Raw genomic sequence first — 20,044 nt, 5'->3', positions numbered from 1 at the left:
GTTGCCCGACCGTTGCGGCTTCATGCCGGCAAACCGCTATCCTGCCTATCCGCTCTGGGCGACGCTGCCGCTGACGGCGTTCGTGGCCGTGCTGGTGCCGATCTACTGGCAGGCCCACGGGCCGGGCAATTTCCTCTGGTTCTCCGACATCGCGCTTTTCGCCGTCCTGATCGCGTTGTGGACCGGCAACCGGCTGGTCTATTCCACCATGGCCGTCGGCGTCCTGCCCTTCGAGATGGCCTGGCTTGTCGATTTCCTGGCGGGCGGCAATCTGATCGGTCTGGCCGCCTACATGTTCGACGACGAGATGGAACTGCATCTGCGGGTCCTGTCCGGCTTCCATCTCGTCATCCCGCCGGCCATCATCTGGATGCTCGTTCGTCAGGGCTACGATCGTCGCGCCTGGTGGGTGCAGATACTGCTTGCCTGGGTGGTGCTCGCGGCCAGCTGGCTGCTCACCCCGCCCGAAGACAACATCAACTGGGTGCACGGTCTGGGCGAGGATGGCGAACAGCCGCTGCCGCCGCTCGTCTATCTCGGTCTCTACATGGCGCTGCTGCCGGTGGTCGTTATCGGCCCGATGCACTATCTTCTGAAGTCCCTGTTCCGGCGGTAGCCCATTCGGGCCACCGCCTCCCCCTAAATAGATACGAGCACGCGAATGAGCATCCGGACTGTCGAGACCACACCCTTCGATGATCAGAAGCCCGGCACGTCGGGCCTGCGCAAGAAGGTCCCCGTCTTCCGGCAGCCGCGCTATCTCGAGAACTTCATCCAGTCGATCTTCGATTGCCTCGAAGGGCGCGAGGGCGCCACGCTGGTGATTGGCGGCGACGGCCGCTTTCACAACCGTGAGGCCATCCAGACCGCGATTGCCATCGCCGCGGCCAACGGCTTCGGCCGGGTCGTCGTGGGCCGTGGCGGCATCCTGTCCACGCCCGCCGCCTCCAACCTGATCCGCAAGCGCGGTGCGCTTGGCGGGCTGGTGCTTTCGGCCAGCCACAATCCCGGGGGGCCCGATGGCGATTTCGGCATCAAGTTCAATGCCGCCAATGGCGGGCCCGCGCCCGAAGGCCTCACTGCCCGCTTCCACGCGCGCAGCCAGGAGATCGACCGCTACCTGATCGCCGACATGAAGCCGGTCGATCTCGAAAACACGGGCAGCTTCACGGCGCCGTCCGGCATGGTAATCGAAACGATCGACCCGGTGGCCGACTATGCCGACCTGATGGAGCAGCTGTTCGATTTCGACGCGATCCGGGGGCTGTTCGGATCGGGCTTCACCATGGTGTTCGACGCGATGAATGCGGTGACCGGCCCCTATGCGCGTGAGATCCTCGAAAACCGGCTGGGTGCGGCGGCGGGCACGGTCATCAACGGCACGCCCCTGGAGGATTTCGGCGGGCTGCACCCCGACCCGAATCTCGTCCATGCGCGCCACCTCCTCGACCTGATGAACAGCTTGGAGGCGCCCGATTTCGCGGCAGCATCGGATGGCGATGGCGACCGCAACCTCGTCTTCGGGCGCGGCATCGTGGTCGGCCCCTCGGACTCGCTGGCGGTGCTGGCGGCCAACGCGCATCTGGCGCCGGCCTATCGCCAGGGTATTGTCGGCATCGCCCGCTCGATGCCGACCAGTGCGGCCGCCGACCGCGTGGCGGAAGCCCTCGGCATCCCCCTCTACGAGACGCCGACGGGCTGGAAGTTCTTCGGCAACCTTCTGGATGCCGGCAAGGTCACGATCTGCGGCGAAGAGAGTGCCGGCACCGGTTCGGACCATGTGCGCGAAAAGGACGGGCTGTGGGCAGTCCTCCTCTGGCTCAACATCGTGGCCGCCAGCGGCAAGGGCGTTGCCGAGATTCTGCGCGCGCATTGGAGAAAGTTCGGCCGCAACCACTATCAGCGTCACGATTTCGAGGATTTGGATGCCGCGATCGCCGAGACGCTGATGGCCGACCTGCGCACCAGCCTGGCTGGTCTTTCGGGCCGCGAATTCGCGGGTCTGAAGGTCACGCAGGCCGACGATTTCTCCTATCTCGACCCCGTCGACGGCTCGACGTCGGCAAACCAGGGCATCCGCATATTCTTCTCCGACGGTTCCCGGGCCGTGTTCCGGCTGTCGGGCACCGGCACGTCGGGCGCAACGCTGAGGCTCTACATGGACCGCTTCGCGGACGACCCGGCCACAATCGAGGCCGATACTTCCGCGGTTCTGGCCGATCTCGCCCGCGCGGCCGACGAGATCGCAGGCATATCGGAACGTACCGGGCGCCGCGAACCGAGCCTCGTGACGTGACCGGTGGCAGCCCGCCTGGCGCGTCAGAGAGTCTCGTTCGCGCCCAACGTGACCTTGCAGATATGGACGTCGTCCTCCTCATCGGCTGATGCGTCGGAGGGATGCTCCAGCCCGGCAGCCGTGACCAGCAGATGCCGGAACTGCGCCGCCTCGGAGGCGCCTAGCCGCGACAACAGGTGCTGCTCGACCTCGTCCACCGCATTTGCGAACCGGGAAAGGGCCTTCTGCCCCTTGGCCGTGAGGTTGATATGGCGGCTTCGCCTGTCCTGCGGATCGGGGCTGCGCTTGACGAGCCCATCCTTTTCAAGCCCGTCGATCAGATAGGTCAAAGTGGTCTTGTCGAGCCCAAGCCGCGCCGCAATGGCGATCTGGCTGTGACAGGTTTCCCTTTCAACGAGCGACATCACCAGGAAGGCGCGCGCGCCTCCGGGGAGTCCTGCAAGGGCTTCCTCCACCTGTTTTTGATAGGCCCGCAACAAGGTTGCGAGCGCCCAGCCGAGATTGGCTCGCAGAGAGGGTGCCGCCGCGGGTTTTGGGGAACTGCTCATGGCGCCCTTTTTAGTCCCCGACGGCACGCAAGTCGAGAACCAGCCTAGGCGGCCAGCCTTTGCGCCAGGTGCATGGCGTTGTCTTTTGCGTGCGCATGCGCATTTGCAAGATTTTCGGCCGCCTGCGGGCGCAGGCCTTCCATGGCCGGCGTGACGTCCGCGAGTGTCAATTCGCACTCGATCACCTGCACGTCGAGCTTCCATATGTCTTCGAGGACGCGCCGATACCAGGCAGTGCCGTGATCCCAACCGTGCCGTGGCGTCCCGGGACCGTATCCCCCTCCCCGCGCCACGACGAGTTGGGCGGGCCGCCCCGCGATGGCGCTCTCGGTGCCCGGCGCAAAACGCGGCTCGCCCAGCACGATGTCGACCCATGCCTTGAAGTGCTGGGAGACACCGAAATTGTAGAAGGGCACGGCGAAGATATAGGCATCAGCGTTGATCAGCTCGTCGGCCATTTCACGCGCCAGTGCCATCGCCTCGCGCTGGCGCGGGGTCTGGTTCTCGGCCTGTGTATAGGCCCCGAAAACAGCGTCGGCCCAGGCGGTCGCGGGCAACGGATTGGTCCCGATTCCCCGCCTGATGATGGAGGCGCCCCCCAGTTTTGTCACAAGTACGGTTTCCAGGCTGTCGGCGAGGGCGCGTGTCACGGACCCGTTCTCCCGAATGCTGGCATCGAGGCGGAATATTGCAGGCATGATCTAGCTTCCTTATCATCTAATGCTCAGATCATCTATGTTGCAGATGATCTTTCGTCAAGACGATATTGCGCGCATCAATGCGGGAACCGGGCTGCGGAGTACAAACAGTCCCGGCAGCCGCGGCCGAGGCCACGTCTCTGCGATTTCATCGGTTGCGGGGTGGGATCAGTCGGCCTGCAGGATGCCGCGAAGCTCGAAATGCAGGCCCTCGGGTCTGTACTCGATGCGGGTCTGGCCGGAGAAAAAATGTCCGACGATGCTGGAAAGGATGCGTGTGCCGAAGCCCTTCAGAACCGGTTCGGCAACCGGCGGTCCGTCGTTCTCCAGCCAGCGGAACTCGAACCGGCCATCGGCGCCGGCCGACCATTTGACCGCCACGCGTCCGTCTGGCGACGACAGAGCCCCATATTTCGTGGCGTTGGTCGCGAGTTCGTGGACGGCCAGGCTCAGGCCAAGGCGCTGTTCGTCACTGAGAGCGACTTGCGGGCCCTCGAACGTCATCCGCTCGGTTCCATGCGGCGCGAGCACGGTCTCCACGAGACGGCGGACGTCCTTAGTGGGAGCTCCGTCCTGGGTCAGATTGTCTTCGGCGCGAGACAGGGCTGCGATGCGACCGGCGAGCACTGTCTCGAGCTCTTTGTGGTCCATCCCGGCGCTCGTGCGGAACGACTGGCTGATGATGGCCTGCACGAGGCCAAGTACGTTCTTGATCCTGTGGGAAAGCTCGCGGGCGACCAGGGCACGGCTCTCCAGCACGCGCTGCAGCTCGGCGATGCTCTCCTCGCGCTCGACGACCGCCTTGCGCAACTCGATCTGGACCATCGCCTGGCGGGCGAGGAGTTCAAGGGTGCGGACCTGATGTCTGTCCAGCGTGCGCGGCCGGTAGTCGAGGACGCAGACCGTTCCGAGCGCGACACCGTCCCTGTTCTTCACAAGCGCGCCGGCGTAAAATCGAAGCATCGGATCTTCGTGAACAAGCGGGTTGCCGTCGAAGCGTGAATCGAGGGCGGCATCCGGTACCTGAAGAAAATCCTCTTCAAGCAGCGCGTGGCGGCAGAATGACGTTTCCAGCGGCGTTTCGCGCACGCCCAGACCGACTTCCGCCTTGAAGAATTGCCGCTTGTCCGTGACCAGATTGACGACGGCAATGGGAGCCTCGCAGACCTGCGCCGCTATTTCGACGAGGTCGTCAAAGTCTCGTTCGGTCGGCGTGTCGAGGATGCCGTAGGATTCAACGATCGCCGTGCGCTCGTCTTCTTCGCAACGATCTGAAGACGTCGGATCAACGCGGTCTTGCAAAGGATGCCCCAATCTTTCTGCCCACACTAGCATCGACGGCGAAGCCGGGCCAACGCGGCGCCGCCCGAGAGGCCACGCCCACGGGTTTGTCGACTGCCCTGCCGTTCCTACACCATCCGCCCACCTGCCGCCTTGTCATTGTACACATGCCGCGATACAAGAACAAAGCAGAAACATCAGGAGGCCGCCATGCGCAGCGAAGGCAAGCTCGACTATCTCGAACTTCAGTCAGGCAATGGCGCAATCGATAGCGTCAAGGCTTTCTACAGCGCGGCTTTCGGCTGGAGCTTCACTGATTATGGCGCCTCTTATGCGGCCTTCGACGAGGGGCTGGACGGTGGGTTCGACGGGTCGGCCGCGGCCGAGATGAAGCCACTGCCCGTGCTCTACTCGGAAGACCTGGAGGCCACGCAGAAGCGGGTGGAAGAGGCGGGCGGGCGCGTTGTCAGACCGATCTTCGACTTCCCCGGCGGTCGGCGGTTCCACTTTGTCGACCCGGCCGGCAACGAACTGGCCGTCTGGAGCGAGTAGAGCTCAGGCCGGCAGTTCCTTCAGCAGCCTGCGCAGGCGGCCGGTGGCAAGCCCCACTTCGGGCTCCTTGTGGAGAGCCGTCAGGTGCCGCAGGCGGAAGGCGGGGTCCGCGGCGCCATCGCCTTCCCCGATCAGGGCAGCAGCCTCGGTGCGGGCGCGTTGGAAAGCCCCATCCGCGGCGATCGTCCCCTCCACGATCTGCTCATCGAGGCCGGCGATCATGCGCGACAGCCTGCCCATCCACGCATAGGCCGGGTTGTCGATCAGGGCAAAAAGCATCGTGTAGGGATTGTTCAGGACCGGATCGTCGCCGACCTCGGCGCGGATCAGGGCGCGGTGGAGATCCTTCAGCGCCTGGGAAAGCGCGCGCGCGCCAGCAATGGTCTGCTCGGCATCATCCATCACGGCCTCCTCGCCTTGCCGGTTCGCAGGGGCATCGACCTCAACTCGCCTCGCGCAGCTGCTCGGCGGTCTCGAGATCAACCGAGACCAGCTGGCTCACGCCCTGCTCGGGCATGGTCACGCCGAACAGGCGGTTCACCCTGGCCATGGTGATCGGGTTGTGGGTGATGATGACAAAACGCGTGTCCGTGGTCTCGGCCATCTCGTCCATGAGGTTGCAGAAGCGTTCGACATTGTGGTCGTCGAGCGGCGCGTCGACCTCGTCCAGCACGCAGATCGGCGCGGGATTGGTCAGGAAGACGGCGAAGATCAGCGCCATCGCCGTCAGTGCCTGCTCGCCGCCCGACAGCAGGGTCATGGTCTGCGGCCGCTTGCCCGGCGGACGGGCCAGAATCTCCAGCCCCGCCTCCAGCGGATCGTCGGATTCGATCAGCTGCAATTGCGCGGTGCCGCCCCCGAACAGATGTGCGAAAAGGCGCTGGAAGTGGCCGTTGACGACTTCGAACGCCGCCAGAAGGCGCTCGCGCCCTTCCCGGTTCAGGCTCTGGATTGCGCCCCGCAGCTTGCGGATTGCCTCGATGATGTCCTCGCGATCCGCGATGATGGCCTCCAGGCGTTCGGAGAGCTCCTTCTGCTCATCCTCGGCGCGCAGATTGACGGCGCCCAGCCGTTCTCGCTCGATCTTGAGTCTTTCCAGGCGGCGCTCCATCTCGCCCATCTCCGGCAGGGGCTGATCGGGTTCGAGACCCGCATGCTGGCTGACGAGATGAGGCGGAACGTTGAGCACCTCGCGGATGCGGGCCTCGATCTCCTTGCGCCGCTCGTCTCCAGCCATCACCCGTTCTTCCGCCCTGACGCGGGCCTCGCGCGCATGCGACAGCGCCTCGAGCGCTTCCGTTGCCGCCTTGTCGGTTTCCTTCTGGCGGCTCTCGGCTTCCGCCAGCCGGTCGGCAGCCTTGCGGCGCAGCATCTCCGCTTCCGACAACTGGGTCATGAGCGCGCGGCGGCGCAGTTCGATCTCGTTGGGTGCATCCTCCAGTTCGGCCGCCTCGCGCGCCGCCTCGTCGCGTCTGGCGCGAAGCGACTTGATGTGGCTGTCGGCATTGCCGGCCCGCTCCAGCCATTTCTGGCGGTCGGCCACGATGGTCTCCAGCCGGCGCACGCGGGCCGCGGCCTCCCGGGCGAGCCCGTCATGGGCCGCGCGCGCATCGGCGAGGCTGCCGCGATCGGTCGCAACCACCGAAGTGTGGCGATCGAGTTCTTCCTGCAAAGCGGCGGGGTCGGGTGCCGCGGCAAGGCCCTGCTCGGCGGCGGCCACGGCCGCGGCAGCCTCGTCGCGCGCCTCGAACAGCCCCGAGCGGGCTTCCTCCAGCGCGGATCTGCGGCTGACGAGATCGCCGGCCGCCTTCTCAGCACGGGCCAGCGCCTCGCGGGCTTCGCCAAGCGTCGCCTGCGCGCGGCGGACCTCCTCGCGGGCGGCCCGATCGGCCTCGCCCGCCTGTCTGGTCGTGGCTTCGGCCTGGGCCAGAATGGTCTCGGCTGCCGTCACGGCCGCGCGCGCGCCTTCGACCTCGGCCTCCAGTTCGGCCAGCCGGTTCTTCTGGGCGAGCCGTTGCGCGGCGGCTGTCGGCGCATCCGCGCTCGCGCGGTATCCGTCCCAGCGCCACAGCGCGCCCTTTGGCGAGACCAGAGCCTGTCCGACCTTCAGCGCGGACTGGAGCGCCTCGCCCTGGCCTTCCTCCACCAGGCCGATCTGGCGAAGGCGGCGCGACAACTCGGCCGGCGCACGGACAAATTCGGCGAGAGGCCTGACACTGTCGGGCAGGATCGGGTCGTCGGCGGCCGGCGCGATACTGTTCCAGTGCACCGGGGACGAGCGGTCGAGCGGAACGTCGAGATCCTCGCCCAGCGCGGCACCCAGCGCCGCCTCGAAGCCCCGATCCACGCTCACCTGTTCGAGCACGGCAGGGAAAAGGTCGCCTGTCCCCGCCGACAGGACCTTGGCGAGCGTGCGCGCCTCGGTCTCGATGCGGCCGAATTCGGCGCGGGCCTCCTGGAGCGGCGGCCGCGCTGCGGCTTCCGCGGCCCTGGCGTCGGCCACTGTCTTTTCCGCCCCCCTGGCGCCCTGTTCGGCCGTCTCGAGAGACTGTAGGGCAGCGTCCACCAGCTGCTGCTTTTCGGCCGGGTCGGCCAGGGCCGCGATCCTTGCGGCGATGTCGCTGAGTTCGGCATCGGAAGCCTGAATACGGGCCTCCGCCCGCTGGCGCCTTTCGGCTGCCTCGCGCAAGGCCCGCTCGAACTGGCCGCGTTCGGCGGCGGCTTCCGCGCGCCGCGCGGTGATGGTGGCGAGCTCGGCCTCGCTGGCCTTGAGTTTCGCACCCGCCTGCTCGAAGGACGATTTCGCCTCGACCTCACGGTCGGCCGCCCCCGCCTGCTCGGCATTGAGGGTCCGCTCTTCTTCTTCGAGCCGGACCAGCACCTCGGCATTGTCGGCGATGATCTGGTTCTCGCGCGCGATGTCGGTCTCGAGCTGCGCCAGCCGCTTGCCGAGTTCCGTCTGGCGCTCGGCGAGCCTGGCCGCCTCCTCCTCGATCTGGCCCTTGGCGATCGACAGCCGCTGCAGCGCGGCGGCAGCGGCGGCTTCGGCCTCGCGCAGTTCCGGCAGCTTGTGGGCGGCGACGGCCTGGTCCTTGGCCGCCTGCATCTGCTGGGCCGCGCGATCACCGACCGCCGTCGTCGCCACCGCCAGCGCTGATTTCGCCTCGGCTTCCTGCTCCTTGGCCTGCGACCAGCGCAGATGAAGCAGCGTCGCCTCGGTCTTGCGGATGTCGGCGGAAACGTTCTTGTAGCGCGTCGCCTGGCGGGCCTGGCGCTTCAGATTCTCGATCTGGCTTTCCAGTTCGCCGACCACGTCGTCGAGGCGCTCCAGATTCTGTTCGGCGGCACGCAGCCGCAGTTCCGCCTCGTGGCGGCGCGAATGCAGGCCGGAGATGCCCGCTGCCTCCTCAAGCAGCGCGCGCCGGGCCTGCGGCTTGGCCTGGATCAGTTCGCCGATGCGTCCCTGGCCAACCATCGAAGGCGAGCGGGCGCCGGTGGACTGGTCGGCGAAGAGAAGCTGGACGTCCTTGGCGCGCGCCTCCTTGCCATTGATGCGGTAGACGGAGCCCGCTTCCCGCTCGATGCGGCGCGAGACCTGCAATTCGTCGACATCATTGAAGCCGGCGGGTGCGGTCCGGTCGGCATTGTCGAGGAAGAGGGTGACTTCGGCGGTGTTGCGGGCCGGCCGCGTGGCGGAGCCCGAAAAGATCACGTCGTCCATGCCGGACGCGCGCATGTTCTTGTAGGAACTCTCGCCCATGACCCAGCGCAGGGCTTCGACGAGGTTGGACTTGCCGCAGCCATTGGGGCCGACCACGCCGGTCAGCCCGCGCTCGATGACGAATTCGGACGGTTCGACGAAGGACTTGAAGCCGAGGACGCGCAGACGGTTGAATTTCATCGTCGCGCACCATTGGCCGGCCGGGCGCCAGCGCGCCCGGCAGCGCGGAGCGCGACGCTACAGATGGCTCTCGATGATGGCCGACATATCGTCAACCGACAGCGCCCCCGAATATTTGTCGCCATTGACGAAGAAAGTCGGCGTGGCGTCGACGCCGAATTCCTGTTGTCCGCGCGTCCTTACAGCCCTGACATCATTCAAAAGCTGCTGGTCGGTCAAGCAGGCCTCGAAGGACTCCTGTGAAAAACCGGCCACGCGCGAGATCTGGAGCAGTGCATCGCGTGCATTATCGACCTGCACCCAGTTCTGATACTGGCGGAACAGGACATCGACCATGGCGTGATAGCGCGTATCCGCGCAGCGGGCGAGCATCGCCCCGGCTTCCGCGCGCGGGTCGAACGGAAACTCGCGGGTGATCAGGCGCACCTGGCCCGTGTCGATGTAGCGTTCCTTGATCGTGGGCAGCGTGTTGTTGTGAAAATTGGCGCAGTGGATGCAGGTCATCGACAGATATTCGACGATGGTGACGGGCGCGTCTTCCTGGCCCAGCACCTTGTCGGGCAATGCGCCCTCTTCCAGCAGGCGGTTCATGTCGACCGTTCCGCGCGAGGGGGGAACGGGACCCGATGCCGCCGGCGTGGTGGCACTCGCCTGGCCGCCGCCCGAATCCCCGCAGGAAGCCAGCACCGCGAGCGCGGGAATGGCGAAGAGCCCGGTGAGCAACTGTCTGCGCGGAAGTCGTGTGGTCATGCGAATCACCTGCTGTCGGTATGATCTTGGCGCTTATCGGATAGAGAAACGAGACTAGCGGCCAAATACGGCAACATATCCCGGTCTCCAATGGCCAATCTGCGCAAATTCTTCACAAAGGTGGGAGCAGGACCCCGTCAATTCAACGTTTGCGCGTGGCAATGGCCCGGCCCAGCCGCACCAGCGATGCCCTGAGACGCTCGTCCTCGATCCCTTCCACCAGCCTGTCGATCCGCGTCGCATCGCCCTCGCTGAGCGGGATCGTGCGGGCCGGCGGCTGTTTCTCCTGGCGGACAAGCTGCTTCTGGACGATCCGAATGCGCCCGATGGCAGCGAAGCCCAGGAACGCGTTCACGCGCGAGATGATCTCGCCCGTCTCGTGCTGGATGCGCATTGCCGCCACGCCCTCGCAGGCCACGATCAGTGTGGCGGGCTCGAACGGATCGTCCTCGGTGGCGCGCCTCGGCCAGGCGATCTTTTCGGGGCGCGACACATCGGACAACCGCTCGCCCACGATCTCGTCCCAGGACTGCAGCAGCGCGATCGACATGCCCGCCCTTTTGCGCAGGAGCGGATCAAGAAGCTCGGTGGCAAGATCGCCCACGGCGACCGCATTGCCCCTCGACCACTTAGCTGCCATGACACGCTCCGGAATGATTAAGGCCCGACTTGGCGGGCGAGAGGCCCATGCGGAACCCCGACCCTAACAGCCCCTCCGGCGAAACGCACGTCCCGTCCGTCAGCGCCCGGCTCCTCGCCTGGTACGATCGCCACCACCGCGAGCTTCCGTGGCGCATTTCGCCGGTGGCGCGTGCGAACGGCATCGAGCCGGATCCCTACCGCGTCTGGCTGTCCGAGATCATGCTTCAGCAGACCACGGTGGCCACCGTCAAGAGCTACTACCACAGCTTTGTCGAACGGTGGCCGGATGTGGAAGCACTGGCTGCGGCGCCGACCGAGGAAGTGATGAAAGCCTGGGCGGGTCTGGGTTATTATTCCCGCGCGCGCAATCTCAAGAAGTGCGCCGATACGGTTGCAGGCGAGCATGGCGGACGCTTTCCCGACACGGAAGCAGGCCTTGCCACGCTGCCCGGCATCGGGCCCTATACGGCGGCAGCGATCGCCGCCATCGCCTTCGACCGAGCCGCCCCGGTCGTCGATGGCAATGTCGAACGCGTCTTCACCCGCCTTCACGCCATCGAGACGCCCCTGCCGGCCGCCAAGCCCGAGATCCGTGCAGCCGTTGCCAGGCTGGTTCCGACCGATCGGCCCGGCGATTTCGCGCAGGCGACGATGGATCTGGGTGCCACGCTGTGCACGCCCCGACGGCCCAGATGCGTTCTGTGCCCCGTGCGCGAGAACTGCGTGGCGGTGCGACTGGGCGACCCGGAACGGTTTCCGCAAAAGGCGCCCAAGGCGGAGAAGCCTGCGCGCAAGGGGGCGGCCTTCGTGGCCCTCGCCCCCGACGGCTCGGTCCTGTTGCGCAGGCGGCCCGAAACCGGGCTTCTGGGCGGCATGAGCGAGGTGCCGACCACCGCATGGACGGCGCGCCAGGACGGCGGGACGGATAGGTCCTCGGCTCCCTTTGCTGCCGACTGGAAACCCTGCGGCGTCGTCAGCCACGTCTTCACGCATTTTTCGCTGCAGCTCAGCGTATTCCAGGCCGCAATCGATGGAGCGGCGCCAGAGGGCTATTGGTGGTCGGCGCCCGCGGACTTGCCGGGAGAAGCGCTGCCTACCGTCATGAAGAAGGTGCTGGAGGCGGCCCGCCCCGGCATCACGCGCAAATCGCCAAAACCGGGAAGGACATCATGAGCAACATCCGCCACATCGTCTTCGACATCGGCAAGGTGCTGATCCACTACGACCCGGAACTCCCCTACCGCCGGCTGATCGGGGACGAAACGCGGCGCAAATGGTTCCTCGACACGGTCTGTACCGGCGACTGGAACATCGAGCAGGATCGCGGCCGCAGCTGGGCCGACGCCGAGGCGCTTCTCATCGAGCGCCATCCAGAAGAGGCGGAACTGATCCGCGCCTTCCGCGCCAACTGGCATGAGATGGTTCCGCACGCCTATGAAGACAGCGTGGCGATACTCGAGCGGCTGATCGACGATGGCCACGACGTCACCATGCTCACCAATTTCGCCGCCGACACCTTTGCGGAAGCCAGGACGCGGTTCCCGTTCCTGAACCGCCCCCGCGGCGTGACCGTGTCCGGCGAGGTCCGCCTGCTCAAGCCGGATCGTGCCATCTACGAACTCCATGCCGAGAGCTTCGGGCTCGAGCCTGCCGCCACGCTCTTCATCGACGACAGTCCGAAGAACGTTGATGGCGCGAAAGCTGCGGGCTGGCAGGCGGTCCATTTCACAGGGGCGGAGCGGCTGGCGACGGATTTGAGAGAGTTGGGCCTGCCGACCGCTTGACCGACGGGAAGGCGGCATGGCCGCCTCCCCGCCGCCGTCCTCAGGGACGCTTGCAGTAGAGTTTCGCGCGCTCGGGGATCGTGTCGCGATGCGTCTCCACGAAATGCATCAGCCCGCCCATGGTGAATTTCTCGCCGAAGCCGCTCCAGGGGACAAAATCGGGCGTGTTGAGCACGCTTTCGCGATCGAGCTTGAGCAGCCTGACGATCACCGAAGCCACAATGGCGCCACCGACACCGGTCAGGCGGCCCTTGCTGCTCTCGCCTGCTTCCTGAAGGCAGTAGAACCAGAGTGGCGTCTTGTCGATGTGGTGGTCCTTCAGGACCTCAGGCGTCGGCAGTTCGGGAATACGCAGGTGGCGCGCCATCTGCTGGCCGGACGCGATGCGGATGGCGGTGCGGTCGCGCAGGATGTTGCGCAGAGCGAGCTTCTTGGCACGCTCGACTTTGATCTTGAGCTCGCCCCACATCAGCGGGTCCTTAACGACATGGTCCGGCAGGTCGAAAAGCGTGGCCGCGATTTTCGGTCCCACGGGCAGGGCCTTCTGGGCTGGCGCGCCCCCGGCCGAAAAGAAGCGGCCCATCTCGATATCGATCTCGGGTCCGCGCCACCCTGCCCCGATCATGACGCGGTCGAACAGGTCGACGCCCGACTTTGCCTTTGAGAGGTCATAGCTCGGCCGCACGGTGGAATGACCGAAACGGAAGGCCGCCACCGAGAACTCCGCCGGCATGATCGGCGCGCCATCGCCGAACGGATCGCGGTCGAGGACCGCCTTGATGACGCCGGGATCCACGAAGGATGGCAGGAAGTCGTGCAGCACCAGCCACTGGTAGTGCAGGCGAATGAACCGCCGGACGGTCTCGAATATACGCGCCCTGGGCGGCACGACCTCCTGCCAGACTTCCGAGCGCACGTTCATTGCCGCGCAATCGCTCATGTCGTGCGCGCTGTCGCTGTCGTTCTTGAAAAGCGACATCAGGATGTTGTGAAGCGCGATGAAGGCGCCGTGCACCTGGCTGATGAGGATGTTTTCGTCGTTGCGCGGATCCCCGATCAGCGCGATGCCCTCGCAGTTTCGCGGCAGGTCGTGGGGACTGTCCTCGCGCCCGAACAGCATGAAACCTTCGAGATCGCGCGAGTAGAGATGAGGCGACGCGCCGGGACCGTCGCCATAGACGCAGTCAAGGTCCAGACCGGGTGTGCGGATGTTGCGGATCGAGCGGGGATCGATCTTGGAGCCGATCGCGCTGGTGGCATCGAACGTCACGTCATGGTCGATGAACTGGCCCAAGAAAGTCATGCCGGCATCGGCCGGGCCATCGACCAGTTCCGTGGTCCTCATCGTTTCGACCAGGGCGTCAAACCCGTCCACGATCGCCTCTTTCGAGAGGTTGCCGGTGATCTCGTTGGGCCCAAGCAGATAGCCGAAGGTTTGCGGAAGCAGGCCGGGTTCATTCAAGGCGTGGTTGTTCAGGCATTCAAACAGAAGTCGATCGAGCCGCGACAGCCCGTGATTCATCGCAGTCATCTTGGTTGCCCCTCTTCTTCAGGTTGCTCCTCCGCATCTTTTGCAATTATAACGTGCTTTTCATTCGGCCATAAGCCAAAAAGTTGTGTTCGCCAGGATGGCGCCCGGCAGACGAAAAAGGCCGGGTTTCCCCGGCCTCAGGCAGTCCGATGATGGCGGTCTGGAACCCACCCTAGGCGTCATACCCATGCAGCCGCCTGGCCTCCGGCGTCAGCGCCTCCCCGAAATCCTCCGGGCCATAGATCGGCCTGATCTCGATCTCGCTCGGTCCGGGCATCGGGTTGGGGCAGCGTTTCACCCATTCGATGGCCTCGTCCATGTCCTTGACCTGCCACAGCCAGTAGCCGGCGACGAGTTCCTTGGTCTCGGCGAAGGGACCGTCGATGACGGTGCGCTTGTCGCCGTCGAAGGCGATGCGCTTTGCCTGCGCGGTCGGCTTCAGGCCCTCGCCGGCCAGCATGATGCCGGCCTTGACCAGTTGCTCATTGTAGCGGCCCATCGCCTCAAGCAGTTCCGAGTCGGGCAGGTTGCCTTTCTCGCTGTCGGTTGTAGCCTTGACCAGAACCATTACACGCATCGTAATCTCCTTTGAGCGGTTTGAGGCTTCGCAAGCCCGATGCGCAAAGGACGGGGCACGGAAGGCTGCGCCGACAAACCCGACGCAATTCCGTTCAAGCCAACCTGTCTATGCGCCGACGCGGGCCAGGCTGACACGGGCGATGCGGCGGAGTTCGTCGATCGGGTCGAGACCGCCGTCACGCTCGTAGTGCCAGAAGGTCCAGCCATTGCAGGCATCGAGGCCCTGGACATGCGCCCCCACGCGGTGGATCGAGCCCGCCGCATCCGCGACGGCGACCGTGCCGTCGGCATGAACCGTCGCCGAAAAACGCCGGCGCGCGTCGTAAAGCGCCGCGCCCGGCTTCACCAGCCCCATCTCCACAATGGTCGCAAAGGGAACGCGTGGTTCGGATCTCTTGCTCTGCAGCGGAATCACGGTGCTGCCATCGAGCGGCTTCACCCTGGCAATGCGTTTCGTGGCCGCGTCGATATAGGTCTGGTCGCGCTCGACGCCGACGAAATGGCGCCCGAGCCGCTTGGCCACCGCTCCCGTCGTCCCGGAGCCGAAGAAGGGATCGAGCACCACCGCACCCGGCTCTGTGCTCGAAAGGATCACCCGGGCAAGAAGGGCCTCCGGCTTCTGGGTCGGATGAACCTTGTCCCCGTTCTCGTCCTTCAGCCTCTCACCACCGGTGCAGATCGGAAACAGCCAGTCGGAACGCATCTGCACGTCGTCATTGGCCGCCTTCATGGATTCGTAGTTGAAGACATAGCCCTTCGCTTCGCGGTCGCGCGATGCCCAGATCATGGTCTCGTGCGCATTCTGGAAACGGCGCCCGCGGAAATTCGGCATCGGGTTGGTCTTGCGCCAGACCACGTCGTTGAGAACCCAGAAGCCCAGATCCTGCATGATCGCGCCGACGCGGAAGATGTTGTGGTAGGAGCCGATGACCCAGATGGTGCCGTTCGGCTTCAGGACGCGGCGAACCGCCAGGAGCCAGGCGCGGGTGAAGGCGTCATAGGCGGCAAAGCTGTCGAACTGGTCCCATGCGTCGTCGACCGCGTCGACGCGCGACTGGTCGGGACGGCGAAGCTCGCCTTCGAGCTGCAGATTGTAGGGCGGATCGGCGAAGACCACGTCCACCGATTTTTCCGGAAGACGGTTGAGCGCGGCAACGCAATCACCCTTGATGATGGTGTCGAGCCAGTCGGCGGAGAATGCGGGGGAATGATCGTCGGAAAGACGCAGGGCGGTCATGTGCGAATACTCGAATACAGAGGAACTCGTTTACCTGCCGTTATGGTTACCGATCGACGTAAACAATTGATGAAATCCCGCCACATTTGCCATTCGCCGGCATGCGGGTTATCAGGCCGCCCCCAGCCGATGGACATGGATATGCCTTCTCCCGAACTCGTCATTTTCGATTGCGACGGCGTGCTCGTCGATTCCGAGATCATCGCCGCGCGCGCCGAAGCCGAGATACTGGCCAAGGCAGGCTTCGAGATCACGGCGGAGGATCTGGCGCGCGATTATGCCGGTCTCACCTTCAAGGACATCCTGCTGCGGATCGAAGCGGAACAGGGGCTGGTCGTGCAGGCGAGCCTCATTGCGCAGGCCGAGAAGCTGGTCGACCAGAAGCTTGCCCGCGAGGTACGCGCCATCGAGGGAGCGGCGGAAGCCGCCGCCTCGATCCGATCGCCGAAATGCGTGTGTTCCAATTCGAGCGGCGAGCGCCTGCGCCTCACGTTGGGGCGCACCGGCCTGCTGCCGCTTTTCGCCGATGCGATCTATTCGGCGGTGGAAACCCCCTCGCGCCTGCCCAAGCCGCATCCCGACGTCTTTCTCCACGCGGCCGCCGCCATGAATGCCGACCCGAAGCGCAGCTTCGTGATCGAGGATTCGATCCACGGCGTCGCCGGCGCCACGGCCGCCGGCATGCGTGTCATCGGCTTTACCGGCGCCAGCCACAGCCAGCCCGGCCACGCCGATGCGCTGACGGAAGCAGGCGCGGAGACGGTCATCCACCGGCTGGCGGATTTGCAGTCGGTGCTGGCTGCTCTGTCGGACTGGTCGGAGGACGCCTGATGTATGGGGTCGATCAGCGCGAGGGCTGATCGAAGCCCGCTATGATGCGTATGCCCCGATCGGGCGGAAGGACGAAGGACACATTCGGATCGGTGAAAACAAACTGCGTCGCCCCGGCTGTGTCGGCCACCTGCACCTGATATTGATGCGTCTGGGAATAGATGACGTTGCTGCCATGCATCGCCACGACCCGGATGGGCAGGGTCACCGGTCCGGTCTGTCCACGCGGTCCGGGAACGACCCGGCCGGCCAACGCGACGGTTGCGGTCACGGTCTGTCCGTCATAGCGGCAGGAACGCGAGATGTCGCTGACGGAGGCCTGATAGACCACCCGCGCGGCATCGCCGTCGCCACCGCGTTCGTAGTTGCGGATGGTGGCGTCGTTCTCGCGCAGCACGACGGGCGGGCAGAAGGCGCGCAGTTCGTCGGGATTGACCAGATCCTGCTGCGCCTGCGCCGTGGTTTCGCTGCCCATGCCGAGCGCACCCAGGGGACTGCCGGACTGGCAGGCGGAAACGGCAAGGCCAATGCTGGCCAACGCAAACAGGGTGGATCCCCTGAAACCCCGATAAGAATAGGACATGAACCGCACTTCCCTCATGCAATGCCGGTGTTCTATATCAACCGCGCAATGAAATTGCGACCGACAGATTGCGGTTTTTCAACTGCCGGAAACAGACCCGGCTCCGGAGACAGTCCGTCATGCACTATGTGAGCACCCGCGGCGAAGGCGGGCACCTCGGTTTCGCGGATGTGCTTCTGGCCGGCCTCGCGCGTGATGGCGGCCTCTATGTGCCCGCCGAATGGCCGCGTTTCGAAGCCGACGAGATCAGGCGCATGCGCGGCCTGCCCTATGCCGAACTCGCCATCACCTTGCTGCGCCCCTATGTCGGCGGCGCGATCGACGATGCCTCCTTCGAGCGCATCGTTCGCGAAGCCTACGCCACCTTTCGTCACGATGCGGTCTGCCCGCTGGTGCAGACGGGTGACAACGAATTCGTGCTCGAGCTCTTCCATGGGCCCACCCTCGCCTTCAAGGACGTCGCCATGCAGCTCCTGGCGCGCCTGATGGACCATGTGCTGGCCGAACGCGGGCAGCACGCGACCATCGTGGGAGCGACTTCCGGCGACACGGGCGGCGCGGCCATCGAGGCCTTCGCGGGTCGCGCGCGCAGCGACATCTTCATCCTGTTTCCGCACGGGCGCGTTTCGCCGGTCCAGCAGCGGCAGATGACCACCTCGCGTGAAGCCAATGTCCACGCCATCGCGATCGACGGCAATTTCGACGACTGCCAGCGTCTGGTCAAAGGCATGTTCAACCACCACGCCTTCCGTGACCGGGTGGCTCTGTCGGGGGTCAATTCGATCAACTGGGCCCGCATCATGGCCCAGATCGTCTATTACTTCTCCTCCGCGATTTCTCTCGGCGCGCCGGACCGCCCCGTCTCCTTCGTCGTGCCGACGGGCAATTTCGGCGACATCTTCGCGGGCCATGCCGCCCGGATGATGGGACTGCCCATCGAGCGGCTGGTGATCGCCACCAATGAAAACGACATCCTGGCGCGGGCGCTGGAGAGCGGCCGCTACGAGACGCGCGGCGTGGTCGCCACCACCTCGCCGTCGATGGACATCCAGGTATCCTCCAATTTCGAGCGCTTGCTCTACGAGTCCAACGGCCGGAACGCCGACCAGCTGCGCCAGTGGATGGACGGGCTGTCGCAGTCGGGCGCCTTCAACATCGACGCCGCCACGCTGGCGGCCATCCGCGAAGGCTTCGACGCGGGCCGCGCGGACCGGCGGGAAACCGCGGCGACCATTTCCCATATGCTCTCCCAATGCGGCTATCTTCTCGATCCCCATACGGCGACCGCCATGTATGTCGCGCGCCAGCGCCCACGGGACGCGACCCCGACCGTGGTGCTCGGCACCGCGCATCCGGCGAAGTTCCCCGATGCGGTGCGGGAGGCCTGCGGCAACCAGCCCGCATTGCCGGAATGGCTGGGGGATCTGATGGGGCGTGCCGAACGTTTCGCCACGCTTCCATCGGACCAGAAAATGTTGGAAGATCACATCGGACGTCTGGCGAAGGCGTCCCGGGAGAGTATCGGGAGTAGTCAATAAATGGTCGTTGAGGTAAGCCGGCTGTCCAACGGACTGACCGTCGCAACCGATAGCATTCCCCACATCGAATCCGTGGCAATGGGTATCTGGATCAAATCCGGCTCTCGGGACGAAGCACCCGACCAGCACGGGATGGCCCACCTCCTCGAGCACATGGCCTTCAAGGGCACCGGACGGCGCAGCGCCTGGACCATCGCCTCGGAGATTGAGAATGTGGGCGGCGAGATCAACGCCTCCACCAGCGTGGAGACAACCGCCTTCTACGCGCGCGTTCTGAAGAACGATTTCCCGCTTGCCGTCGACATATTGGCGGACATTCTGACGGATTCGCGTTTCGAACCAGCCGAACTCGAGCGCGAGCAGCATGTCATCCTGCAGGAGATCGGCGCCGCTCACGACACGCCCGACGACGTGGTCTTCGACCGCTTCAGCGAGACGGCCTTCCGCCATCAGACGCTCGGCCGTTCCGTTCTCGGGACGCCCGAAACCGTGCGGTCCTTCACCAGCGTCCAGCTCAGGGATTATCTCCAGAGCCATTACGGCGCCGACCGCATGGTGGTGGTGGCGGCCGGCGGGGTCGGGCATGACGAGTTCGTGCGCGAGGTCGAGCAGCGTCTCGGCACCTTCCGCCCGAAGGCCGTGTGCCCGATGCCGGACCACGCCCATTATGTCGGCGGCGACTACCGCGAAGAACGCGAGCTCATGGACACGCAGATCCTGCTGGGGTTCGAGGGCCGCGCCTATCATGCGCGTGACTTCTACGCCTCGCAGGTCCTCTCGATGATCCTGGGCGGAGGCATGTCCTCGCGCCTGTTCCAGGAAGTCCGTGAAAAACGCGGCCTGTGCTATTCGGTCTACGCCTTCCACTGGGGCTTCTCGGATACCGGCGTGTTCGGCATCCACGCGGCCACGGGCAAGGACGACATTCCCAAGCTGGTCCCGGTTCTGTTGACGGAACTGCAGCGCGCCGGCGAGTCCATCAAGCAGGAAGAACTCGACCGGGCGCGGGCCCAGTATCGCGCCGCCCTTGTCATGTCGCTGGAGAGCCCGTCGAGCCGTGCCGCCCAGATCGCACGGCAGTTGCTGCTCTACGGACGGCCGATACCGATGGAAGAACTCATGGACCGCCTTTCGGGACTGACCGTGGAACGGCTGACCGATCTGTCCGGCCGGCTCTTCAGCGGTAAGCCGACCGTGACGGCTGTCGGTCCGATCTCCAATCTTGCCCCCTACGAAGCCATTTCCGAAACGCTGACGGGCTCGCTGCGGCCTCTCGACAGACTCGCCGTCTGA

Annotated in this window: 19 protein-coding genes; 8 read left to right on the top strand and 11 right to left on the bottom strand. The window is 65.3% G+C overall.

Translation table 11 applies throughout. The features are described 5' to 3' along the window. Position 1 precedes the first annotated feature (1 nt). The gene (locus GRZ55_RS06635) at positions 2-616 is read left to right on the top strand and encodes a hypothetical protein (protein ID WP_210257246.1); all 615 of its coding nucleotides are present in this window, start codon (positions 2-4) and stop codon (positions 614-616) included. Positions 617-661: 45 nt separating this feature from the next. Continuing rightward, positions 662-2,296, top strand: coding sequence for an alpha-D-glucose phosphate-specific phosphoglucomutase (locus GRZ55_RS06630; RefSeq protein WP_169286128.1), 1,635 nt, complete (start codon positions 662-664; stop codon positions 2,294-2,296). Between the two features lie 23 nt (positions 2,297-2,319). Here GRZ55_RS06630 and GRZ55_RS06625 read toward each other — a convergent pair whose 3' ends face one another. From GRZ55_RS06625 to GRZ55_RS06615, 3 genes are all read right to left on the bottom strand, one after another. After that, positions 2,320-2,844, bottom strand: a complete 525-nt coding sequence (locus GRZ55_RS06625; RefSeq protein ID WP_169286127.1) for a MarR family winged helix-turn-helix transcriptional regulator — start codon at positions 2,842-2,844, stop codon at positions 2,320-2,322. Positions 2,845-2,888: 44 nt separating this feature from the next. Then, on the bottom strand, positions 2,889-3,542 hold the full coding sequence (locus tag GRZ55_RS06620) for an FMN-dependent NADH-azoreductase (RefSeq protein ID WP_169286126.1): 654 nt from the start codon (positions 3,540-3,542) through the stop codon (positions 2,889-2,891). Between the two features lie 168 nt (positions 3,543-3,710). Beyond that, on the bottom strand, positions 3,711-4,844 hold the full coding sequence (locus GRZ55_RS06615) for a sensor histidine kinase (protein WP_169286125.1): 1,134 nt from the start codon (positions 4,842-4,844) through the stop codon (positions 3,711-3,713). A gap of 189 nt (positions 4,845-5,033) precedes the next feature. Here GRZ55_RS06615 and GRZ55_RS06610 point away from each other — a divergent pair, with 189 nt between their 5' ends. Continuing rightward, positions 5,034-5,375, top strand: coding sequence for a VOC family protein (locus GRZ55_RS06610; protein WP_169286124.1), 342 nt, complete (start codon positions 5,034-5,036; stop codon positions 5,373-5,375). Positions 5,376-5,378: 3 nt separating this feature from the next. Here GRZ55_RS06610 and GRZ55_RS06605 read toward each other — a convergent pair whose 3' ends face one another. From GRZ55_RS06605 to GRZ55_RS06590, 4 genes are all read right to left on the bottom strand, one after another. Next, positions 5,379-5,777 carry a hypothetical protein gene (locus GRZ55_RS06605; protein ID WP_169286123.1) on the bottom strand — a complete coding sequence of 133 codons (399 nt, stop codon included), beginning with the start codon at positions 5,775-5,777 and terminating at the stop codon, positions 5,379-5,381. Positions 5,778-5,817: 40 nt separating this feature from the next. Then, positions 5,818-9,276 carry a chromosome segregation protein SMC gene (gene smc / locus GRZ55_RS06600; protein WP_169286122.1) on the bottom strand — a complete coding sequence of 1,153 codons (3,459 nt, stop codon included), beginning with the start codon at positions 9,274-9,276 and terminating at the stop codon, positions 5,818-5,820. Between the two features lie 57 nt (positions 9,277-9,333). Further along, positions 9,334-10,026, bottom strand: a complete 693-nt coding sequence (locus GRZ55_RS06595; RefSeq protein WP_169286121.1) for a DsbA family protein — start codon at positions 10,024-10,026, stop codon at positions 9,334-9,336. 142 nt (positions 10,027-10,168) lie between these two features. Further along, positions 10,169-10,666 (bottom strand): DUF721 domain-containing protein, encoded by a 498-nt coding sequence (locus tag GRZ55_RS06590; RefSeq protein ID WP_169286120.1) that lies wholly within the window; start codon positions 10,664-10,666, stop codon positions 10,169-10,171. Between the two features lie 47 nt (positions 10,667-10,713). Between GRZ55_RS06590 and mutY the strand changes: the two genes are divergently transcribed. Both mutY and GRZ55_RS06580 read left to right on the top strand, forming a co-directional pair. Then, positions 10,714-11,841 carry an A/G-specific adenine glycosylase gene (gene mutY, locus GRZ55_RS06585; RefSeq protein ID WP_169286119.1) on the top strand — a complete coding sequence of 376 codons (1,128 nt, stop codon included), beginning with the start codon at positions 10,714-10,716 and terminating at the stop codon, positions 11,839-11,841. After that, complete coding sequence (locus GRZ55_RS06580; protein WP_169286118.1) at positions 11,838-12,452, top strand: HAD family phosphatase; 615 nt, start codon at positions 11,838-11,840, stop codon at positions 12,450-12,452. The genes mutY and GRZ55_RS06580 overlap by 4 nt, the downstream gene beginning before the upstream one ends. Positions 12,453-12,492: 40 nt before the next feature. Here GRZ55_RS06580 and GRZ55_RS06575 read toward each other — a convergent pair whose 3' ends face one another. From GRZ55_RS06575 to GRZ55_RS06565, 3 genes are all read right to left on the bottom strand, one after another. Continuing rightward, positions 12,493-13,983 (bottom strand): peroxidase family protein, encoded by a 1,491-nt coding sequence (locus tag GRZ55_RS06575; protein ID WP_169286117.1) that lies wholly within the window; start codon positions 13,981-13,983, stop codon positions 12,493-12,495. 172 nt (positions 13,984-14,155) lie between these two features. Then, positions 14,156-14,560 (bottom strand): YciI family protein, encoded by a 405-nt coding sequence (locus GRZ55_RS06570; protein ID WP_169286116.1) that lies wholly within the window; start codon positions 14,558-14,560, stop codon positions 14,156-14,158. Positions 14,561-14,668: 108 nt separating this feature from the next. Further along, entirely contained in the window at positions 14,669-15,799 is a 1,131-nt protein-coding gene (locus tag GRZ55_RS06565; protein ID WP_169286115.1) for a site-specific DNA-methyltransferase, read from the bottom strand. A gap of 141 nt (positions 15,800-15,940) precedes the next feature. On the opposite strand from GRZ55_RS06565, the gene GRZ55_RS06560 reads away from it, so the two are divergent. Continuing rightward, entirely contained in the window at positions 15,941-16,630 is a 690-nt protein-coding gene (locus tag GRZ55_RS06560) for an HAD family phosphatase (RefSeq protein ID WP_169286114.1), read from the top strand. A gap of 13 nt (positions 16,631-16,643) precedes the next feature. Here the strand turns inward: GRZ55_RS06560 and GRZ55_RS06555 are convergent, their stop codons facing one another. After that, positions 16,644-17,213 (bottom strand): hypothetical protein, encoded by a 570-nt coding sequence (locus tag GRZ55_RS06555; RefSeq protein WP_169286113.1) that lies wholly within the window; start codon positions 17,211-17,213, stop codon positions 16,644-16,646. Between the two features lie 119 nt (positions 17,214-17,332). Here GRZ55_RS06555 and thrC point away from each other — a divergent pair, with 119 nt between their 5' ends. Together thrC and GRZ55_RS06545 are read left to right on the top strand one after the other, a co-directional pair. After that, entirely contained in the window at positions 17,333-18,751 is a 1,419-nt protein-coding gene (gene thrC / locus GRZ55_RS06550) for a threonine synthase (RefSeq protein ID WP_169286112.1), read from the top strand. Further along, the gene (locus GRZ55_RS06545) at positions 18,752-20,044 is read left to right on the top strand and encodes a pitrilysin family protein (RefSeq protein WP_169286111.1); all 1,293 of its coding nucleotides are present in this window, start codon (positions 18,752-18,754) and stop codon (positions 20,042-20,044) included.

This window comes from Chelativorans sp. ZYF759, assembly GCF_012911015.1.
Classification (GTDB): domain Bacteria; phylum Pseudomonadota; class Alphaproteobacteria; order Rhizobiales; family Rhizobiaceae; genus ZYF759.
The sequence above is the reverse complement of the archived record's forward strand: the minus strand, read 5'-3'. Positions and strand labels throughout refer to the sequence as shown.

What these genes read in the sequence shown, in the direction of transcription:
- GRZ55_RS06555 (WP_169286113.1), bottom strand. Translation starts at nt 17,213, where the DNA reads ATGTCCTATTCTTATCGGGGTTTCAGGGGATCCACCCTGTTTGCGTTG.
- GRZ55_RS06620 (WP_169286126.1), bottom strand. Translation starts at nt 3,542, where the DNA reads ATGCCTGCAATATTCCGCCTCGATGCCAGCATTCGGGAGAACGGGTCC.
- GRZ55_RS06570 (WP_169286116.1), bottom strand. Translation starts at nt 14,560, where the DNA reads ATGCGTGTAATGGTTCTGGTCAAGGCTACAACCGACAGCGAGAAAGGC.
- GRZ55_RS06605 (WP_169286123.1), bottom strand. Translation starts at nt 5,777, where the DNA reads ATGGATGATGCCGAGCAGACCATTGCTGGCGCGCGCGCGCTTTCCCAG.
- smc (WP_169286122.1), bottom strand. Translation starts at nt 9,276, where the DNA reads ATGAAATTCAACCGTCTGCGCGTCCTCGGCTTCAAGTCCTTCGTCGAA.
- GRZ55_RS06595 (WP_169286121.1), bottom strand. Translation starts at nt 10,026, where the DNA reads ATGACCACACGACTTCCGCGCAGACAGTTGCTCACCGGGCTCTTCGCC.
- GRZ55_RS06630 (WP_169286128.1), top strand. Translation starts at nt 662, where the DNA reads ATGAGCATCCGGACTGTCGAGACCACACCCTTCGATGATCAGAAGCCC.
- GRZ55_RS06625 (WP_169286127.1), bottom strand. Translation starts at nt 2,844, where the DNA reads ATGAGCAGTTCCCCAAAACCCGCGGCGGCACCCTCTCTGCGAGCCAAT.
- GRZ55_RS06545 (WP_169286111.1), top strand. Translation starts at nt 18,752, where the DNA reads ATGGTCGTTGAGGTAAGCCGGCTGTCCAACGGACTGACCGTCGCAACC.
- thrC (WP_169286112.1), top strand. Translation starts at nt 17,333, where the DNA reads ATGCACTATGTGAGCACCCGCGGCGAAGGCGGGCACCTCGGTTTCGCG.
- GRZ55_RS06610 (WP_169286124.1), top strand. Translation starts at nt 5,034, where the DNA reads ATGCGCAGCGAAGGCAAGCTCGACTATCTCGAACTTCAGTCAGGCAAT.
- GRZ55_RS06575 (WP_169286117.1), bottom strand. Translation starts at nt 13,983, where the DNA reads ATGACTGCGATGAATCACGGGCTGTCGCGGCTCGATCGACTTCTGTTT.
- mutY (WP_169286119.1), top strand. Translation starts at nt 10,714, where the DNA reads ATGCGGAACCCCGACCCTAACAGCCCCTCCGGCGAAACGCACGTCCCG.
- GRZ55_RS06560 (WP_169286114.1), top strand. Translation starts at nt 15,941, where the DNA reads ATGCCTTCTCCCGAACTCGTCATTTTCGATTGCGACGGCGTGCTCGTC.
- GRZ55_RS06565 (WP_169286115.1), bottom strand. Translation starts at nt 15,799, where the DNA reads ATGACCGCCCTGCGTCTTTCCGACGATCATTCCCCCGCATTCTCCGCC.
- GRZ55_RS06580 (WP_169286118.1), top strand. Translation starts at nt 11,838, where the DNA reads ATGAGCAACATCCGCCACATCGTCTTCGACATCGGCAAGGTGCTGATC.
- GRZ55_RS06590 (WP_169286120.1), bottom strand. Translation starts at nt 10,666, where the DNA reads ATGGCAGCTAAGTGGTCGAGGGGCAATGCGGTCGCCGTGGGCGATCTT.